Raw genomic sequence first — 17314 nt, forward strand, 5'->3', positions numbered from 1 at the left:
GGCTAAGATAGTGAGGTTAATACGGCGTTAAAGTGTGGCTATTTTTTAGTTATTGAGTCTTTTGCAACAACTCTCTGCACCGCAAACCCATTCCGCGTTTCCCGCCGACGTGATTCGGCTGCCTAATGGTCTGACCATTATTCATCAGCCCTTGCCCGTCACCCCAGTCGTGGCGGTGGATGTTTGGGTCAAAGCCGGGGCCACCACCGAGCCGGATTCCTGGCACGGGATGGCCCACTTTCTAGAGCATATGGTGTTCAAAGGCAGTGATCAGGTTGCGCCGGGAGAATTTGACTGGATCATTGAAGCCAGCGGTGGGGCCACCAATGCCGCCACGAGTCACGATTATGCCCATTTTTTCATCACCACAGCGGCGCAATACCTTCCCCAAACCCTGCCCTATTTTGCGGATATCCTCCTCCATGCGGTGATTGACGATACGGAATTTGGGCGTGAAATGGATGTGGTGATTGAGGAGATTCGGGGCTGCCAGGATGATCCCGATTGGCTGGGGTTTCAAGCCCTCTGTGAAACGGTGTATGGGGATTCACCCTATGGCCGTTCGATTTTAGGCACGGAAGCCCAAGTGCGGGAGCGATCGCCCCAGCAAATGCGCTGTTTTCACCAGACCCATTACCAACCGGAAAACATGACGGTGGTGATCGTCGGCGGGGTGGAACGGGAAACCGCGATCGCCCTGATCAGCGAGGCCTTTGGTTCCTTTGCGGTGCGATCGGAATGTCCCCCGTTAACCACCCATCCGCTGCCCCATCTCGAAAAAATTACCCGCACCGAACTCCGATTACCGCGCCTCGAACAGGCCCGCCTCTTACTGGCTTGGACGGCTCCGGGGGTGGATTTGATGGATGTGGGGATTGGCTTGGATATGCTGTCGGTGCTGTTGGCGGGGGGGCGATCGTCGCGGCTCGTTCGGGATCTGCGAGAAGAGGCGCAATGTGTGTGGGATGTGGGGAGTGAATTTTCCCTGCAAAAGAACGCGAGCTTATTAACGATCAATGCCTGGCTCGATGATGCACAGTTGCCGGACGTTGAAGCGATGATCCAAGACCACCTCCATCACCTCCAAACCACACCAATGAGCAGGGCGGAACTGAACCGGATTAAACGGTTGCTCTGTAATGACTATGCCTTTTCGACGGAAACACCGGCCCAACTGGCGGGGCTTTATGGCTACTACAACACGATCGCCCAAGCGGAACTCGCGGTGACCTATGCTGAAAGAATCCAACGGATGACCCCGGACATTCTCCAGCAGATCGCCCAAGACTATCTCAAGCCGGATTGCTATGCGGTGACGGTGATGCGATCGCTCTAAACGTCCCCAGTTTGTGATCCTACCCCCATCTTTTTAGTTCCCTATGTCGGCCCAACCCTTAACTCAAGCCCGTTTAGCCAACGGGATTACCGTAATCGCAGTGGAAAATAATGCGGCGGATATTGTGGCGGCGCGGTGTTTTGTGCGGGCGGGAGGACGGTGGGAAGCTCCGGCTCAAAGTGGGATTTCCCATCTCCTTTCGGCGGTGATGACCAAAGGCACAACGACCCTATCCTCGGCGGACATTGCCGACCGGGTGGAGTCCACCGGGGCCAACATGGGGACGGATGTATCGGCGGACTATTTTGTCCTCAGTTTGAAAACCGTGACGGCGGATTTTCCGGCGATGCTCCAGTTGGCGGCGGACTTGTTGCGATCGCCCAGCTTCCCCCCGGACGAAGTCCAACTCGAACGCCAACTCACCCTCCAAAACATCCGCGCTCAACAGGAACGCCCCTTTAGCCTTGCCTTTCAACAACTGCGCACCGCTATGTATGCCGGCCATCCCTACGGCGGCTCCATGCTCGGCACACCGGAAACCATCCAAACCCTCACCCCGGAAGCTCTTCATGCTTACCATCGCACCTACTTTCGCCCCGATAATATGGTGATCAGCTTGTGCGGGCGGATTGTGCGGGAAGATGCGATCGCCCAAATCGAAGCCATTTTTGGCAATTGGACTGCCCCCCCTGCCGTGATCCCCCTGCCCCCTGTTCCCACCATCACCCCCCAACCCGGCTGCCACATCATCCCCCAAGACACCCAGCAATCCATCGTCATGCTCGGCTACGCCGCCCCTTCCGTCCACAGCACCACCGACTACATCCCCCTCAAGGTAATTAACACCTACCTCGGCAGCGGCTTATCCAGTCGCCTCTTTGTGGAACTGCGGGAAAAACAGGGACTCGCCTACGATGTTTCCGCCTTTTATCCCACCCGCTACCACCAATCCCAATTTGTCGCCTACATGGGCACGGCCCCCGAAAACACCCAAATCGCCGTTGATTGCCTCCACCGAGAACTGAAACGTCTCTGCGAGGTGGTGCTCAATCCCGAAGACCTCCAAGCCTCGAAAAATAAACTCCTGGGTCAATACGCCCTCGGCAAACAAACCAACGCTGAAATTGCCCAGCTTTTCGGCTGGTATCAAATCATTGATCTCGGCGTGGACTTTGATCAACAGTTTCAAGATGCCGTCAATGCCGTCACCCTAGAGGACTTGCAAACCATTGCCCAACGCTATTTCACAACGCCCTATCTGTCGATCATTGGCCCGGCAACCCAAGTCAGCACCGTTGTTTTCTAAGCTCTGCCGAATCCTGCTGGGGGATTACCGGGCTGTGGGGGGGATTGTCGGAGGGGCAATTTAATCCAAAAACAGGTTTGACCCGGTTGGCTGGTGCAGGTCAATTGACCTTGATGATTTTCGGTGATGATTTGGTAGCTGATCGATAATCCTAACCCTGTCCCTTTGCCGATCGCCTTGGTGGTAAAGAAGGGGTCAAAGAGGCGGGCTTGGGCTTCTGAGGTGATGCCGGAACCGTTGTCGATAATGGCGATCGTGATGCCGTCCGCTTCGGGGCGGGTGACGATGCGAATCTTGCTAGGGTCGGCTTGAATGGCGGCGTGGGAACGGTTCTGATCGCGCTCCTCTAGGGCATCGATGGCATTCACCAGCAGATTCATAAATACCTGATTTAACTGGCCGGCGTAGCAGTTAATCAGGGGCAATGCGCCGTAGTCTTTGATGACGGCGATCGCAGGTCGGGCCTCACTGGCCCGCAGTCGAGTCTGCAAAATCATCAAGGTGCTATCAATGCCGTCGTGAATATTGACATCTTTAATTTCCGACTCATCCAGCCGGGAAAAGGTGCGCAGGGATTGGACAATGGCGCGGATGCGCTCGGTTCCCACCCGCATTGATTGGAGCAGGTGTTGAAAATCCGTTTTCAGAAACTCCAGATCCAGGTCTTCGATCAAGTCGGCAATCTCAGGCTGGGGATCGGGATAGTGGTGCTGATAGGCATTGACCAGTTGAATCAGGCCGGCGCTGTATTCATCCGCATGGGCGAGGTTGCCATGGATAAAGTTGACCGGATTGTTGATTTCGTGGGCGACCCCGGCCACCAATTGCCCCAGGCTCGACATTTTTTCACTTTGCACGAGCCGTAGTTGAGTCCGTTGCAATTCTGCGAGGGCGGCGGCGGCTTCGGCGGCTTTGGTTTGGCTTTGGGCGAGGAGGCTGGCTTGGGTGAGGGCGATCGCTAATTGTCCCACCACCGCTTCGAGCAGTTCCACCTCATCATCTAGCCACGGCCGCACCCCTTGACTTTGGGTACAGGCAAACACCCCGTAGCGATCGCCCACCTCATCCCACACCGGCAAAACCAACATTGAACGATTTCCCAAACCCTGCAACATCGACCGAACCCTCGGATCATCAACAGCGCTCGTATCATCTAAACGAACAATGCGCCGCTGCAAAATCAAATCCGAAAGACTGCCAAACGCCGCCACAGGATGCCGCCCCACCAAACTCGGTAAGCCCGGTATCACCACTTCAGTCACCACCTCCCAATAGTGACTTTCGTCAATGTCCAGATACCAAGCAAAATGACAACGGTCTACCTTTAGAAAGGCTTGGATATCCCGCACACTGGTGTTGAGAATATGATCAAGATGGAGGGTTAACGAGTGGCGAATCTGTTGCGTCAGTTGGTTGAGGAGTTGTTCACGATCGGCCTGTTGTTGAATCTGGGCGGCGGATTCCCGGAGCGCGATCTCGGCGTTTTTCATCTCAGTGATATTCAAGACTGACCCCAACAGGCCGATACAGTGGCCCTCTCCATCTCGCCAGATACTCCCGTTGGCGCGAATCCATTCGACCCCTCCCGTCGGTGTGAGCACGCGATGCTCAATACTGTAGTCGGTTTCTGTGGCGAGGGCTTGCTCTACCGCTGCGAGGGTTGCGTCCAGATCGTCCGGATGGATGAGGGCAACATAGTCTTTAAAGGTGCGGCCCAAGAGTCCCACCTCTAGGCCAAAGACACGTTCAACGGCACTCGACCAAAACACATCGTTCGTGCAGCGGTTCCAGCGCCAACAGCCAAGTTTCCCGGCTTCCAGGGTGGTTTGAAGGAGAGCGTCTTTTTCACGGAGGGCGGCTTCCACTTCCTTGAGGCTGGTGATGTCCCGCGCCACAATGACCACTGTATTTTCTTGCTGGGGGGCAATGATCGAGTCAAAATAGACGATGCGATCGCCCAACGGCAAACTATAATCCATGCGCACCAATTCTTGGGTATCAACCGCTTGTTGGATATACGCCAAAAAGAAGTCCGCCAGATCCACCGGAAAAATCTCATGGAGGGTTCTACCAATGGAGGTCTCCGCCGGTTGATACAGCAGCGGCGCACTACTGGAGGCAATTTTGAGGTAGCGACCGTCCCGATCCATGACGAGGATCACATCTTGAATCGCGCTAAACAAGGCCAGCAATTCAGCGCGGGATTCTCGCAGTTCTTCTTCTGCGGCTTTGCGATCGTCAATATCGGCCATCGTTCCCAACATCCGATGGGCTTGACCCGTTTCATCCCTGAAGAAAATCCCCCGATCTTCCACATAGATATAACTGCCATCCCGCCGCCGCAGCCGATAATCCATATTGTAGGGACGACCCGCCGCCATACAGTCATTCAACAGGCTGAGGGTTTTTTCGCGATCGTCGGGGTGAATCCACTGCGCCCAATCCTGAGCATTAAACGTTTTAAACGCATCGGGCGGATGACCCGTCATCGCCTCCATGGCTCCCATCCAACGAATGTTTCCGCTGGCAATGTTGTAGTCGTAGATCAGTTGTCCCGTCTGTTCACAGACGCTTTGAAAGCGCTGTTCACTGTCCACGAGGGCGATTTCTGCCTGTTTACGGGCCGTAATTTCCACAATTAAGCCATCCCAAACGATCGCACCCTCGGCGGTGCGCTCTGGTTTGGAGAGGAGTTCAACCCATTTGAGTTGCCCCGAAGGGGTGATGATCCGGTGTTCATATTGGGCCCGTTCTAGGGTTTGGGCAGTGGTGGTAATCAGCGTTTGTAGCCCCGGTAAGTCGTCAGGATGGACATAACTAAACGCCGTGATAAAGGATTCGGGTTCGAGTTCATACAGATCCCGACACCCCTCGGAAACATAGGGGAAACGATAGGTTCCGTCGGCATCCATCCGAAATTGATAGATGACCCCTGGTAAATTCGCCGCCACCCGTTGAAGCCGTAGCTGGCTGGCTTCTAGCTCGCGGGTGCGCTCCTCAATCGTGGATCGGAGGTCTTCGGTGAGTCTGTGCCAGGAAAGGGCTTGGGTTTGGGCGGCGAGTTGCTCGCGTAGGGCGGCGTTTTCAGCTTCGAGAGCGGCAATGCGCTGGCGATCGCCTTGAATGTCTGGAGACATACGATTGAGGATAGCGGAGGTGGCCTTTATCTTAACGTGATTACTCGTTGGGCTAAACGTAACTTGGCGGAGCGCGATCGCCGGTTGTCCTGTTTTTCATCGGCTTGGGCCACGATCGGCTTTTTGGTCACAATTTGCAACAGTTCTGACCCCCGAAACGCATATTTCACAATCCGATCTTCGAGGCTGTGAAAACTGATGATCGCGATTCGTCCCTCCGGTTTTAACCAATGGGTTGCCCGATCTAAAAACAGCGCGAGGGAATCCAATTCGGTATTCACTGCAATCCGCAACGCTTGAAAGACACGGGTGGCGGGATGGATGCGACCATGGCGACATTGGGGCGGAATCGCATTCATAATCACGTCCACTAGATCTGTGGTGGTGTGCAGAGGGCGACGGGCCACGATCGCCCGCGCAATCCGTTTAGAAAACCGCTCTTCGCCATATTCAGAGAAAATCCGCACTAACTCCACTTCCGAGCGATGGTTAATGATCTCCGCCGCTGTCACCCCTTGCCCCTGATCCATGCGCATATCCAAAGGCGCGGCGTGCTGAAAACTAAAACCCCGCTCCGGGCGATCCAGTTGCGGCGAACTCACCCCCAAATCCGCCAAAATGCCGTCAAATTGCCCAGCCTGGCCGGGATAGTCGGCAAAATTGCCCTGCCAAAACTGCACCGAGGCGGGGAGGTGGGCTTGGGCAGCGGCGATCGCAGCCTCATCCCGATCAATCGCCGTCAATTGCACCGCATCCGCCGCCGCCAAAATCAGCCCACTATGGCCCCCACCGCCCACCGTCGCATCCAAATAATGCCCCCCAGGGCGCACATTCAGCCCCGCGAGCACCTCCCGGCTTAAAACCGAGATATGGTGAAAGGCGAGATCCGGTAACTCGTTGCGATCGTCCGTCATCACACTGCCGCTGGCGTGAGGGTAATCGGTTCGAGGCGACCCTGGGCAATTTGCCAACTGTGATCTGCGATCGCCGCCATATCCCCCGCATCATGGGTCACCACCAACAGCGTCCAATGGGCTTTTAACTTCTGCAACAGCCGCACCAACTGCTGCCGCATCGACCAATCCAGCCCCGCCGTCGGCTCATCCAAAAGCAAAATATTCGGTTGGCGAATCAGTTGCACCGCCAACGCCAAGCGCCGCTGTTGCCCGCCGCTGAGGTTATTCGGGGAAGTGCTGAGGGAGAGATGATCTAGTCCCACTTCCTGTAATGCCGCGTGAATCTGTTCGCTGATCAACTCCGGATGACCCAAGCGCAACTCTTCAAACAGGGTGTTGCCGCAAAAATGCCGCTCCGGAAACTGGAACACTAGACCCGCTAAATATTGCAATTCATAGCTATCAAGAACTTGGGTTCCCCATTGCACTACCCCGCTGGTATGTTCCGCCAGACCGGCTAAAATTTCGAGCAAGGTGGACTTTCCCGACCCACTCGGCCCCACCACCAGCCCTAATTTTTGGGGCGGCAGTTCTAAATTAATCCTATGCAGAATCGGATTCGGTGCGGCGGGGGGATGGTAGGACAAGTCGCGCAAATGCAGCATGGTGGCGAGGATAAGGCACAGTTCTACGGTATCACTTTCGGAACTTGTCGGATCAGGCGACCGTCAGAGAACCCAACCCAAACAGCTTTGTGATCCCTAGGGGCTGTTGAATTCACCACACTTTTTCATTCAATTTAGGACGAAATCCGATGATCATGAACCGTTTACGCCAACGTGGTTTGGCAATAGTTTCATCCTCAATTTTACTGGTGAGCTTAGGCAGTACGGCGGCTTGGGCGGGTGATCCGTTTCGGGGCGATCGCAACCCTAGCAATATTGGCGATCATACCGAAGCGGCGTTTGAAGCGATTTTCGCCGAGGGAAACTATCGCGCCGCCCTCCACCATATCCAAATGGCCTTGCGGACGGAAGGGAGCGATCCCCTCGCTCCGGCGATTCGTGCCTCCCTAGCCTATAACTTGGATAGTGATTTGGAGACGATGCAACAATACGCCGAAGCAACGAAGACGGCGGCCCAAGCTCTTCTCGATCGCCCCAATGTCTCCCCCCAAGACCAAATTCGCGGCAATCTCTACCTCGCAGCGGGGACGTTTCTTGATGGGGTCTATACCTGGGAGAACGACAAGGACTATGTCTCAGCGGCGTTGACGGTGCAGGAAGTCTTTCGCTATATCAATGCAGCGGAACGCATTGATGATGAAGCAGACTTGAATGATCCGGAGTTGAACCTGGTCAAGGGCTATATTGAGTTGCTGCTGTCGGTGAATTTGCCGATGTCCAGCCCGGAAAATGCGATCGCGCAATTCGAGGCCAGTGCCCGACCGCGCTATTTAGTCGATCGGGGGATTGCGATCGCCTATCGTGACATTGGCTATAAAGCCGGGAAAGCCGAAGATGCCACCAAGGCCCGCAACGCCTACCGCAACGCCCTCAATCATGTCAATAACAGCCTCGACGCAACCCCCGGTAACCCCGAACTCCTTTACCTCAAAGCCCAAATCCTCCACGAACTGGGCAAAGTCAATCAGGGCGTGGCCAAACAAGACCCCACCCCTAGCGATGTGGCTCAGGTCGAAGAAGCCTTAGATCTCTTCAACCAAGCCCTTGCCGCACGGGCGCAATTGCCTGTGAGTTTGCCGGGTCAAATCGAGCGCGAGCGCAATATTGCCCAAACCTGGCTGAATACCCACGGCAACTAGGTCACGGCATACCGGAATCGGTGGGTTACGGCGGCTTACTAGATTGCAGTGATGGCAAGATTTCAAGCCGCCTAACCCACCCTATTGGACTATTTCAGCTAAAATAGTTCAATAGGATTTGGATATTTTTTGCATTGTAGAGGATTTCAGCGATTTTCTAATACACAGCTTTAGCTGAAATAGTCCACCATAGCAATCCTATTGGATTCATGAACAGGCAAGGGGCTTATGGAGGTTAACTATTTAATCCGGTAATTGAAAAAGGCTCTAAACCTCTAGCGAGCAAGATGCTCGCATTACGGAATTACCGGATTATTTCCGTAAGTTTCATAAGCCCCTTGTTGATGAGGAGATCAGATCTCCGATTGATTTAGGATCGCTATACTACACCTCCACGCAAGCTAAACCCCCCCCGATTGTGCGATCGGGGGGGTTTTTAAGAGGAATGCGAGGACTGCACATTCATGGTGATTCAGGATTAATGATTAGTCATGACGTTTGAAATCTTCTAACCAGTTGCGGGTTTGTTCGGCGGCAATATCGCGGCCACCGAGACCAAAGGCGAGGGCAACGGCGACAGCGATCGCACCCCCCAGCAAGCCAAAGGCCAGATTCACAATATCCGGCGCAATGCCCATCTGACGCAACGCCATTGCCGACACGAAAATAATGATCGCAATCCGCGCCGCATGACCTGCAATCCGCGCTTGGCGATTGCCGGAACTGGTGATCAGCGTGAAGGCAAAGTTGGACAAATACAAACCAATGGCAAAGACCACAACACCCACTAACACCTTCCCGGCAATCAGCATCACACCGCCCACCAACTCGGTCAAAGCATCAATGGCGAGAATGTCCACCGCCGTTAGGGTTGCGATCAACATCACCGCAATTAAGACCACCGTGCCGATCAGTTCCGACGGCGTGCGAGCGGGGGTTTTCACTCCTTCGGCTTCGGTTCCGGCTTCATCTTGGACAGGAGGGGCAGGGGTGGCGGCAAACCCCAGCCATTCCATCACGTTGTTGAAGCCCATGCCGGTTAACAAACTGGTGACCAGTTCAGAAATATAGCTGCCGCCAATATAGGCAAGGGTCAACACCACCGCCGCCGTGAAAATTTGCGGCAATGTGCCGAGGATGTCTTCGAGCATGGCGATCGCAGGTTCAGAAATGGCGCTGATTTGCAATGCATTCAACGCCGAAATCGTCACCGGCAACAGCACCAACACATACACCACCGTGCCGAGAATCCAAGACAATTTGCGCGAATCTTCGCCACCATCTAAGCCGAACTTGTTGCCGAGGCGATCGGTTCCCGTGGCGGCTAGTAAATTCGTCACCACGCGGCGCACCACTTGGGCAATCAGCCAGCCCACAAAGGCAATCAACACCGCCGCAAAAACATTGGGCAAGATGGCCAGCAGTTGATTCAGCATGTCCTGGATCGGAACGAGGGTTCCTTCGAGTTGCAACGTGCTGAGAACCGAGGGCAAGAAGAGCAAGAAGATGAACCAATACAGCGTATTGCCAATGGTTTCTGCTAACGAAAACTCACTGTCTTCGCCGGTTTGTTGTCCAAGGCGCTCATCCAGTTGCACTGTCCGCAAGGCTCGCAACACAATGATTCGCACCAGAGTTGCCAGGAGCCATGCCACCGCCAGCAGAATCGCTGCACCGCCCACTTGGGGCAAGAAGCGCGTCACTTCTTCAAGGAGGGATTGCAGCGGTTGAGAGACTTGCTGCAATTCCAGGGTTTCCAGGGCGGCAATGACGGCAAATAAAATTACGACCCAGTGGATAAACTCGGCCACCCATTTTTCAATTGGCGGTGCTTCTCCTTCGCCATGGCCGGTAATCCAGGCCGCGATTTGGTTGTCAATTTGGGTTTGATCGAGGAGTTTTTTGGTGAGCGATCGCAATGCGACAGCGATGATCCAGCCAATGAGGAGAATCAGAACCGCTCGCACCAGGTTCAGCACAGATGTTCCGATATTTTCTCCGACGGCAGCAAACATTTGATCCGCCCAGTTGGGCAGGGCGATGGGCGTTTGGGCCGGCATCGCCGTCCATGGAGCGATGTCGTGGATCGGAATTGATTTCATAGTCAATAGTTTTACTCAAGCGTCAATTTGAGGCCATTACACCATTGATTCCGGTGGAATGCAGCTATTGTTGATATTTGCTCATGTTTTCACCGGTTTTGGTTTAATCCGTCTCCCATTGGGTATAGGGATGATCTACCAAATAGGCGTTGTAATAGCGTCGATCTTCTGATACCTCTGGGCCAATCCAGGGGGGTAGGGCGATCGCTTGCTCTGGGGTGTCGAGTTCGACTTCTGCCAAGATTAAGCCTTGATTGTCGCCGAGAAATTCATCCACTTCCCAGATGAGGCCCGCGTTGGGGATTTTGTAGCGAATTTTGGTGATCAAGGGGCGATCGCACAGTTGCGCTAACAAGTCTTCAGCATCCTCTAGGGGAATGGCATATTCACATTCCAACCGTGCAATCCCCACCGATGCCCCTTTGATCGTCAGCCACGCCTGATCCCCGGCTATGCGAACCCGAACGGTGCGATCGCCGCGACAAATATACCCCTGGCAATATTGTTTGCCCGTTGCCCCCTCGCGCCATGCATCCGTGCTAACTAAAAACTTGCGCTCAATTTCTGTAGCCATGGGCCGAAACTCTCAAAAACAGAATGAGTATTTTACTACCTGGAATCCGCTGTAGTGCGAGCTTCTCGCTCGCTACCCTGACGGAGAGAGGGATCAGATGATGTCGGCACAAGCTGTAAGGGGATGGATTAGGCCGGGGGCCAAGTGGCGAGGAGGTCTTCAAGGGCGATCGCCATGTGTGTCCAATGGGTTCCCCCCTGACAAAAAACAATGTAAGGCTCCCGCAGCGGTCCATCCGCCGATAATTCCGCCGTACTGCCATCCACAAACGTCCCCCCCGCCATCACTAGCTCGCTCTCGTAGCCCGGCATCGCGGCGGGTACGGGATCAACGTAGGAATCAATGGGCGATCGCTGTTGGATGGCGCGACAAAAGGCGATCAACTGCTGGGGGCTGCCCAGTTGGATCGCCTGGATCACATCCCGGCGGGGAACCATTGGCAGCGGGTTCACCGGATAGCCCAGTTGATCAAACACATAAGCCACCAAGTGACTACTTTTAAGCGCCTCCCCCACCATCTGCGGTGCGAGGAATAGCCCCTGAAAGAGCAAGCGATTCAAATTCAAGCTCGACCCGCCCTCGCTGCCAATCCCCGGAGCCGTCAGCCGACAGGCGGCCTGTTCTACCAAATCCGCCCGACCGGCCACATAGCCGCCCGTGGGGGCGATCGTGCCGCCCAGATTTTTAATCAACGACCCGGCGATGAGATCCGCCCCCACCGCAGGCGGTTCCTGGGATTCGATCAGTTCGCCATAGCAGTTATCCACAAAGCAGATCACATCCGGATTCTGCCGTTTCACCATTTCGACGATGCGGCCAATCTCGGCGATGTTGAGGCTGTCACGCCAGGCATAGCCGCACGATCGCTGAATCAACACCAACCGCGTCTGGGGCTGAATCGCGGTGCTGAGACTGTCCCAATCAATGCCGCCGGCGGGGGTGAGGTCGAGTTGACGGTAGGTAATGCCCCATTCTGCGAGCGATCCCTGACCTGTGCCCCGCGTGCCGATCACTTCTTCAAGGGTGTCGTAGGGCGCACCCGCTACGGCGAGCAGTTCATCCCCCGGTCGCAGTACGCCAAACAGGGCCGTGGCGATCGCATGGGTTCCGGACACGAATTGAACGCGGGCGATCGCCGCCTCCGCATCCAGCACCCCCGCGAAAACCTGATCCAAGATTTCCCGACCGAGATCCCCATGGCCATAGCCATTGACTCCGGCGAAATGATGCGCCCCCACCCGCTGCGATCGAAAAATCTTAAGAACTTTTTCAAGATTCAGCTTGACCTGAGCGTCAATTCCCGAAAAGATCGGGAAGAGTGCTTTTTCTGCTTTGTTCAACACCCCTAAGCTGTCCATTTCTCTTCTGAGAATTGCATTTCCAATCGCAAGCCAGTGTAAATCTGCGCTATGTTCAGCATAAGGTTATTCTGTATCGTTTCGTTTTTGAGATTTTTGCATGACACTCGTTTCTCCACAAAAAATGCCTTTGAACTGGCTTAATATCTGGTACGTGGCCCTCATTCACATTGGTGCACTTTTTGCCTTTGTGCCTGGTACTTTTAGCTGGAACGCTGTCGGCGTGATGCTTCTCTTGCACTGGGTGACTGGTGGCTTGGGAATCACCCTGGGCTGGCATCGCCTCGTGAGCCATCGCAGTTTCAAAGCTCCCAAGTGGCTGGAATATTTTTTCGTCTTCTGTGGTACTCTTGCCTGCCAGGGTGGCGTGATCCAATGGGTTGGACTTCATCGCTACCATCACCTTTATTCTGATAAGTCCCGCGATCCCCATGATTCTAGCCGTGGCTTCTTCTGGAGTCATATGGGTTGGATGTTCTATCGTGTGGAAATGGAGCCGGAAGTTCCTCGGATCACGAAAGACATTAAAGATGATCCAGTCTATCAGTTCCTACATAACTATTTCGTGCCGATTCAAGCTGTCCTAGGGTTAGTGCTCTACGCTTTGGGCGGTTGGCCCTTCGTCGTCTGGGGTATTTTTGTGCGCCTGATTGTGGTGATGCACTGCACTTGGTTTGTCAATAGTGCAACCCATATGTTTGGTTACCGCACCTTTGATTCTGATGACAAGTCCCGCAATTGCTGGTGGGTGGCGCTCGTGACCTACGGTGAAGGCTGGCACAATAATCACCATGCCTATCAATATTCCGCACAGCACGGGATTAAGTGGTGGGAATTGGATCTGACTTGGGCGATTATCCGGATGTTGCGCTTTTTAGGGCTGGCAACGGATGTGAAGCTCATCCCCCAAGAGGTGCTCGACTCCAAAGAGTAGCGTTTGGCGATAGTTGAAAAAATTACTTTTAAAATCAAAAGGTGAACTTGAGATAACTCAGGTTCATCTATTTTTTTAGGAGGTGTATTGTGGGGCAATGGGCGATCTCTGTTAACCAATCTCAGGCACGGGAGGCGATCGCCGCTCATATCGCATCTCTCCGCGTCGTGGGACAAGACTTTGGCGATGTTTCCCCCTGGCCGGGATTGCTGCGGTGTCTGGTTTTGGGCGGGATGTGTTTGGGGGCGGTGGTGTTGGCCTGGCAGAGTCCGGGCTGGACGGGGTTTTTAGGTTGGACGGTATTGGGGGCGATCGCCTACGGATTTTGGCTCGTTTGCACCCATGACGGCATTCACCACACCCTCACCGGCTGGGTCTGGTTTGATGAACTCATGTCCCGGCTGATCTCCTGGCCGATTCTCTGGGGCGTGGGAACCTACAGCGCCCTGCACCGTTTTCACCACAGTTGGAACGGCATTAACCTCGCCGACCCGGAGCGGGTGCAGTGGACTCTTGATGAATATCAAGCAGCCGGGCCGATCCAACAATGGTATGTGCGCCATCAGTGGGCCATTGATTGCTTCGGAACCGGTTCATTGGGGCTGATTTTTAATGTGTTTCAGAAAGGGTGGCGGCATCGTCAAGATCAACTCGTGCGGCAACAGTTAGTGCTCGATGTCGCAGGGATGATCGCCCTGCACAGCCTGCTTTTGATTGCGGTCATTCGTGGGGGGGCTGGCTGGCGTTATCTGGTGTTTTGGCTGGTGGTGGAGCGGATTGTGGGGGTGATGATGCAGGCGCGGGATCATCTCGAACATTATGGCCTGTGGCAGCAAGGCATCAACCATCAATTCACCCAACTCGCCGCCTCCCGCAACGTAGCAACCACCCCCATCGTGAATTGGCTCATGGGTGGCTTGCCCTATCACGCGCTGCACCATGCCTTCCCGCAGATTCCCTTTTATGCGCTGCCGGAGGCCGATCGCCGCGTCCGCGAGATTCTCGGTGAGGTTGCCCCGATGACCTGCGATCGCGGCTATTGGCGCACCGCGATCCGCCTGAGTCAAAACCCGGCGGTGATTGGCCCCCAAAACGAACAGATTGCGATCGCGCCCCCTACCTTTACCCATCGCCCCAAGCCCAACCCGCCAGGGATTTAAATCCCTGGCTCATTGTAAAAGTAGGCTAATGGAGGTTAACGATTTAATCCGGTCATTGAAAAAGGCTCTAAACCTCTAGTGAGCAAGGTGCTCGCATTACGGAATTACCGGATTATTTCCTTAAGTTTCATCCGCCCACTTATGACCGAACCTATTTGTACGGGTTGATGTTCTTAGCCGTCGTGGGCATCTCATTTACCACACTTTCACCCCAACAGCATCCCCAACGGACGCAAGGCGAAGGGGTACATCCTCCTCTTGCCCTCTCGCCGCATCAGGGTATGATGAAGGGCACAAACATGAAGTTTTATAACATTTTTACGCCCTAATTGGTGCATTTGTTCGCTTATGCAGGTTATCACCGCCCCCTCTCCGCCCTCTCCACAATCCCCCAAGCAGTCCTACCGTTGGCAAGTTTATGTGTTGATTGCGGCGGGCTGTTTAACGACCATGACTGGCGGGGTGGTGTCGCCGGTGTTGCCGGAGATGGTGCAGGAACTGTCCCTGTCGCCGCAATGGGCAGGAACCTTGGTCAGTATTCACGCCTTGGCGATCGCCCTCTTCACGCCCCTGTTTGGTCTCCTGGCGGATCGGATCGGGAAGCGCACGGTGCTATTGCCGGCCCTCTTGCTCTATGCCCTGTTTGGGGTGGCGGGGGCTTGGATGAATACCCTGCCCCTGTTGCTGATGGTGCGGGTCTTGCTGGGCATGAGCAGCGCCGCGATCGCTGCCGCCAGTATTGGTCTGTTGAGTACGATTTTTGAAGGGGCGGAGCGATCGCGCATGCTCGGCTACGCCACCAGCGCCATGACCATCGCCAGCATCATGATTCCCATCGTCGGCGGCTGGATTGGGGCCACCGAATGGCGCTACGCTTTTTATCTCTACGGGTTCGGCCTTCCGACCGCCATCCTCGCCATCTTGATGATCCGCGAACCCCAAAAACGCAGCGGTGGATTGATTGACCTCGACCAAAACGATCTCCTCTTCACAACTCTCCGCCGCCCCAGCACCCTGATGCTCTACGGCACGATCGCAGCAGCGGCGGCGATCGTCTATACCGTCGTCATCTACACCCCCCTTTACCTCAAAGACATCATCGATGCCGGCCCCGCCCTCAATGGGTCAGTGCTGGGCATTCGGGCGATCGGAGCAGCTCTGATGTCTGCCTTTGCCGCTAGTCGTCTTGCCCGCCGCTTCGGAACCCAACGGACGATCGCGACCGGCTTCATCACCATGGCGTTCACCCTGCTGACGATTCCCCTCCTCAACCAACTCCAATGGATTGTCCCCGCTGCGGTGCTCTTCGGCATGGGCTTCGGGATTACCATTCCCAACATTTACGACCTGCTGGCCGGGTTGGCCCCCGAAGAAGTCCGCGCCACGGTGTTAGCCGTGGGCACAGGGGCGAACTCCCTTGGTCAATTTCTCTCGCCGCTGTTGTTGGGGCCGATTTGGAATGGTCTCGGCTTAACCTCGGTGTTTTATAGTGCAGGGGCGATCGCACTCCTGATTGGCCTTAGAATTGCCCTGCGCCCTCTCTATCGTCTGTCGGCTTAATCTCGCTCAGATTGAAGCAGGTAAAGGGCTTTAGCCCCTGCCCACGGCTGGAGCAACACACCCCTGAAGTTTTAATGCACTACTCGTTCATCATTCCGGTCTACAACGAAGAGAGTACCCTGCCCGAACTGGTGCGGCGTTTAACCGAGTTAGCCGATCGCCTCGATGCCCCCTGTGAATTTCTGTTTGTGGACGATGGCAGCAGCGATCGCACCCTGCCCCTGCTGCGCCAAACCCACACCCAAGACCCCCGCTTCTGTTATCTCAGCTTTGCCCGCAATTTCGGCCATCAATTGGCCGTCACCGCTGGGTTAAACCACGTCAGCGGCGATGTGATCACCGTCCTCGATGGCGATCTCCAAGACCCGCCGGAACTGGTGATCGAAATGATCGACCAATGGCGAGCCGGCTATCAAGTCGTCTACGCCCAACGCATTAAACGCCATCAAGAACATTGGCTCAAACGCTTCTACGCTTATCTGTTTTATCGCCTCTTAAAACGCTTGGCGGATGTAGATATTCCCACGGATACCGGCGATTTTTGCTTGATGGATCGGCAAGTGGTAGATGTGTTCAACGCCATGCCGGAACGCAATCGCTATCTGCGCGGCCTGCGGGCCTGGATTGGGTTTAAACAGACGGCGGTGCAGTTTGAGCGAGATTCACGGTTTGCGGGCGATCGCAAATACACCTTCCGCAAATCCTTTTCCCTCGCCCTCAATGGTTTAGTCTCCTTCTCCCGCGTCCCCCTCCGCCTCGCCACCTACACCGGCCTCCTCGCCGGTCTCTTTTCCTTGTTGATGGCCGGTCTCGTTTTCTATTGGCGGTTTTTCGGTGCAGGCAATCCCCTCGTGGGCATCGCGGCAATCATGATCGCCGTGTTCTTCCTCGGTGCGGTGCAGTTGGTCAGCATCGGCATTCTGGGTGAATACATCGGCCGCATCTATGAAGAAGTGAAAGGCCGCCCCCTCTATATTTTGTCTGAAGTGGCAGGGGTTGAGGGGGTGCGATCGGCTACACAGCCCACCTCCACCACTGAAGGTTGAAAAATCCACCATTCAAGGGCGCAAGCATTGCACCCCTACGCAACACTGCCCAAAACCGGCCAACCGGTTTGGGCGGATGC

At 55.0% G+C, this 17314-nt stretch carries 13 protein-coding genes; 7 read left to right on the forward strand and 6 right to left on the reverse strand.

Annotated features, from left to right (window positions below; all coding sequences use genetic code 11):
* Window positions 1-61: 61 nt before the first annotated feature.
* Window positions 62-1336 (forward strand): M16 family metallopeptidase, encoded by a 1275-nt coding sequence (locus tag SPI6313_RS21320; RefSeq protein WP_084669147.1) that lies wholly within the window; start codon window positions 62-64, stop codon window positions 1334-1336.
* Window positions 1337-1379: 43 nt separating this feature from the next.
* The gene (locus tag SPI6313_RS21325) at window positions 1380-2642 is read left to right on the forward strand and encodes a M16 family metallopeptidase (RefSeq protein WP_072622806.1); all 1263 of its coding nucleotides are present in this window, start codon (window positions 1380-1382) and stop codon (window positions 2640-2642) included.
* On the opposite strand, the gene SPI6313_RS21330 is transcribed toward SPI6313_RS21325, so the two are convergent.
* From SPI6313_RS21330 to SPI6313_RS21340, 3 genes are read right to left on the reverse strand one after another with little or no spacing between them, the layout of a single operon-like run.
* Complete coding sequence (locus SPI6313_RS21330) at window positions 2639-5779, reverse strand: PAS domain-containing protein (protein ID WP_072622807.1); 3141 nt, start codon at window positions 5777-5779, stop codon at window positions 2639-2641. The two genes, SPI6313_RS21325 and SPI6313_RS21330, sit on opposite strands and share 4 nt — an antisense overlap.
* Window positions 5780-5805: 26 nt before the next feature.
* Complete coding sequence (gene rsmH / locus SPI6313_RS21335) at window positions 5806-6693, reverse strand: 16S rRNA (cytosine(1402)-N(4))-methyltransferase RsmH (RefSeq protein ID WP_072622808.1); 888 nt, start codon at window positions 6691-6693, stop codon at window positions 5806-5808.
* The gene (locus tag SPI6313_RS21340) at window positions 6693-7340 is read right to left on the reverse strand and encodes an ABC transporter ATP-binding protein (RefSeq protein WP_072622809.1); all 648 of its coding nucleotides are present in this window, start codon (window positions 7338-7340) and stop codon (window positions 6693-6695) included. Before SPI6313_RS21340 ends, rsmH begins: the two co-directional genes overlap by 1 nt.
* Before the next feature lie 155 nt (window positions 7341-7495).
* Here SPI6313_RS21340 and SPI6313_RS21345 point away from each other — a divergent pair, with 155 nt between their 5' ends.
* A complete protein-coding gene (locus SPI6313_RS21345) occupies window positions 7496-8500 on the forward strand; it encodes a Sll0314/Alr1548 family TPR repeat-containing protein (RefSeq protein WP_139276725.1) in 1005 nt (334 codons plus the stop codon).
* Between the two features lie 485 nt (window positions 8501-8985).
* Here the strand turns inward: SPI6313_RS21345 and SPI6313_RS21350 are convergent, their stop codons facing one another.
* The 3 genes from SPI6313_RS21350 to SPI6313_RS21360 all read right to left on the reverse strand — a co-directional run bounded on the left by SPI6313_RS21350 (window position 8986) and on the right by SPI6313_RS21360 (window position 12534).
* Window positions 8986-10602 carry a mechanosensitive ion channel gene (locus tag SPI6313_RS21350; RefSeq protein WP_245788935.1) on the reverse strand — a complete coding sequence of 539 codons (1617 nt, stop codon included), beginning with the start codon at window positions 10600-10602 and terminating at the stop codon, window positions 8986-8988.
* A 103-nt stretch (window positions 10603-10705) separates the two neighbouring features.
* The gene (locus SPI6313_RS21355) at window positions 10706-11176 is read right to left on the reverse strand and encodes a CYTH domain-containing protein (RefSeq protein WP_072622811.1); all 471 of its coding nucleotides are present in this window, start codon (window positions 11174-11176) and stop codon (window positions 10706-10708) included.
* Between the two features lie 128 nt (window positions 11177-11304).
* The gene (locus SPI6313_RS21360) at window positions 11305-12534 is read right to left on the reverse strand and encodes a methionine gamma-lyase family protein (protein ID WP_072622812.1); all 1230 of its coding nucleotides are present in this window, start codon (window positions 12532-12534) and stop codon (window positions 11305-11307) included.
* Between the two features lie 100 nt (window positions 12535-12634).
* Here SPI6313_RS21360 and SPI6313_RS21365 point away from each other — a divergent pair, with 100 nt between their 5' ends.
* The 4 genes from SPI6313_RS21365 to SPI6313_RS21380 all read left to right on the forward strand — a co-directional run bounded on the left by SPI6313_RS21365 (window position 12635) and on the right by SPI6313_RS21380 (window position 17234).
* Window positions 12635-13468 carry an acyl-CoA desaturase gene (locus tag SPI6313_RS21365; protein WP_072622813.1) on the forward strand — a complete coding sequence of 278 codons (834 nt, stop codon included), beginning with the start codon at window positions 12635-12637 and terminating at the stop codon, window positions 13466-13468.
* Between the two features lie 89 nt (window positions 13469-13557).
* The gene (locus SPI6313_RS21370; RefSeq protein WP_072622814.1) at window positions 13558-14628 is read left to right on the forward strand and encodes a fatty acid desaturase family protein; all 1071 of its coding nucleotides are present in this window, start codon (window positions 13558-13560) and stop codon (window positions 14626-14628) included.
* A gap of 348 nt (window positions 14629-14976) precedes the next feature.
* Window positions 14977-16188 (forward strand): MFS transporter, encoded by a 1212-nt coding sequence (locus SPI6313_RS21375; protein ID WP_084669149.1) that lies wholly within the window; start codon window positions 14977-14979, stop codon window positions 16186-16188.
* Window positions 16189-16262: 74 nt separating this feature from the next.
* Window positions 16263-17234 carry a glycosyltransferase family 2 protein gene (locus SPI6313_RS21380; RefSeq protein WP_072622815.1) on the forward strand — a complete coding sequence of 324 codons (972 nt, stop codon included), beginning with the start codon at window positions 16263-16265 and terminating at the stop codon, window positions 17232-17234.
* The last annotated feature ends 80 nt before the right edge of the window (window positions 17235-17314 follow it).

The sequence above is a fragment of the Spirulina major PCC 6313 genome (assembly GCF_001890765.1).
Classification (GTDB): Bacteria; Cyanobacteriota; Cyanobacteriia; order Cyanobacteriales; family Spirulinaceae; genus Spirulina; species Spirulina major.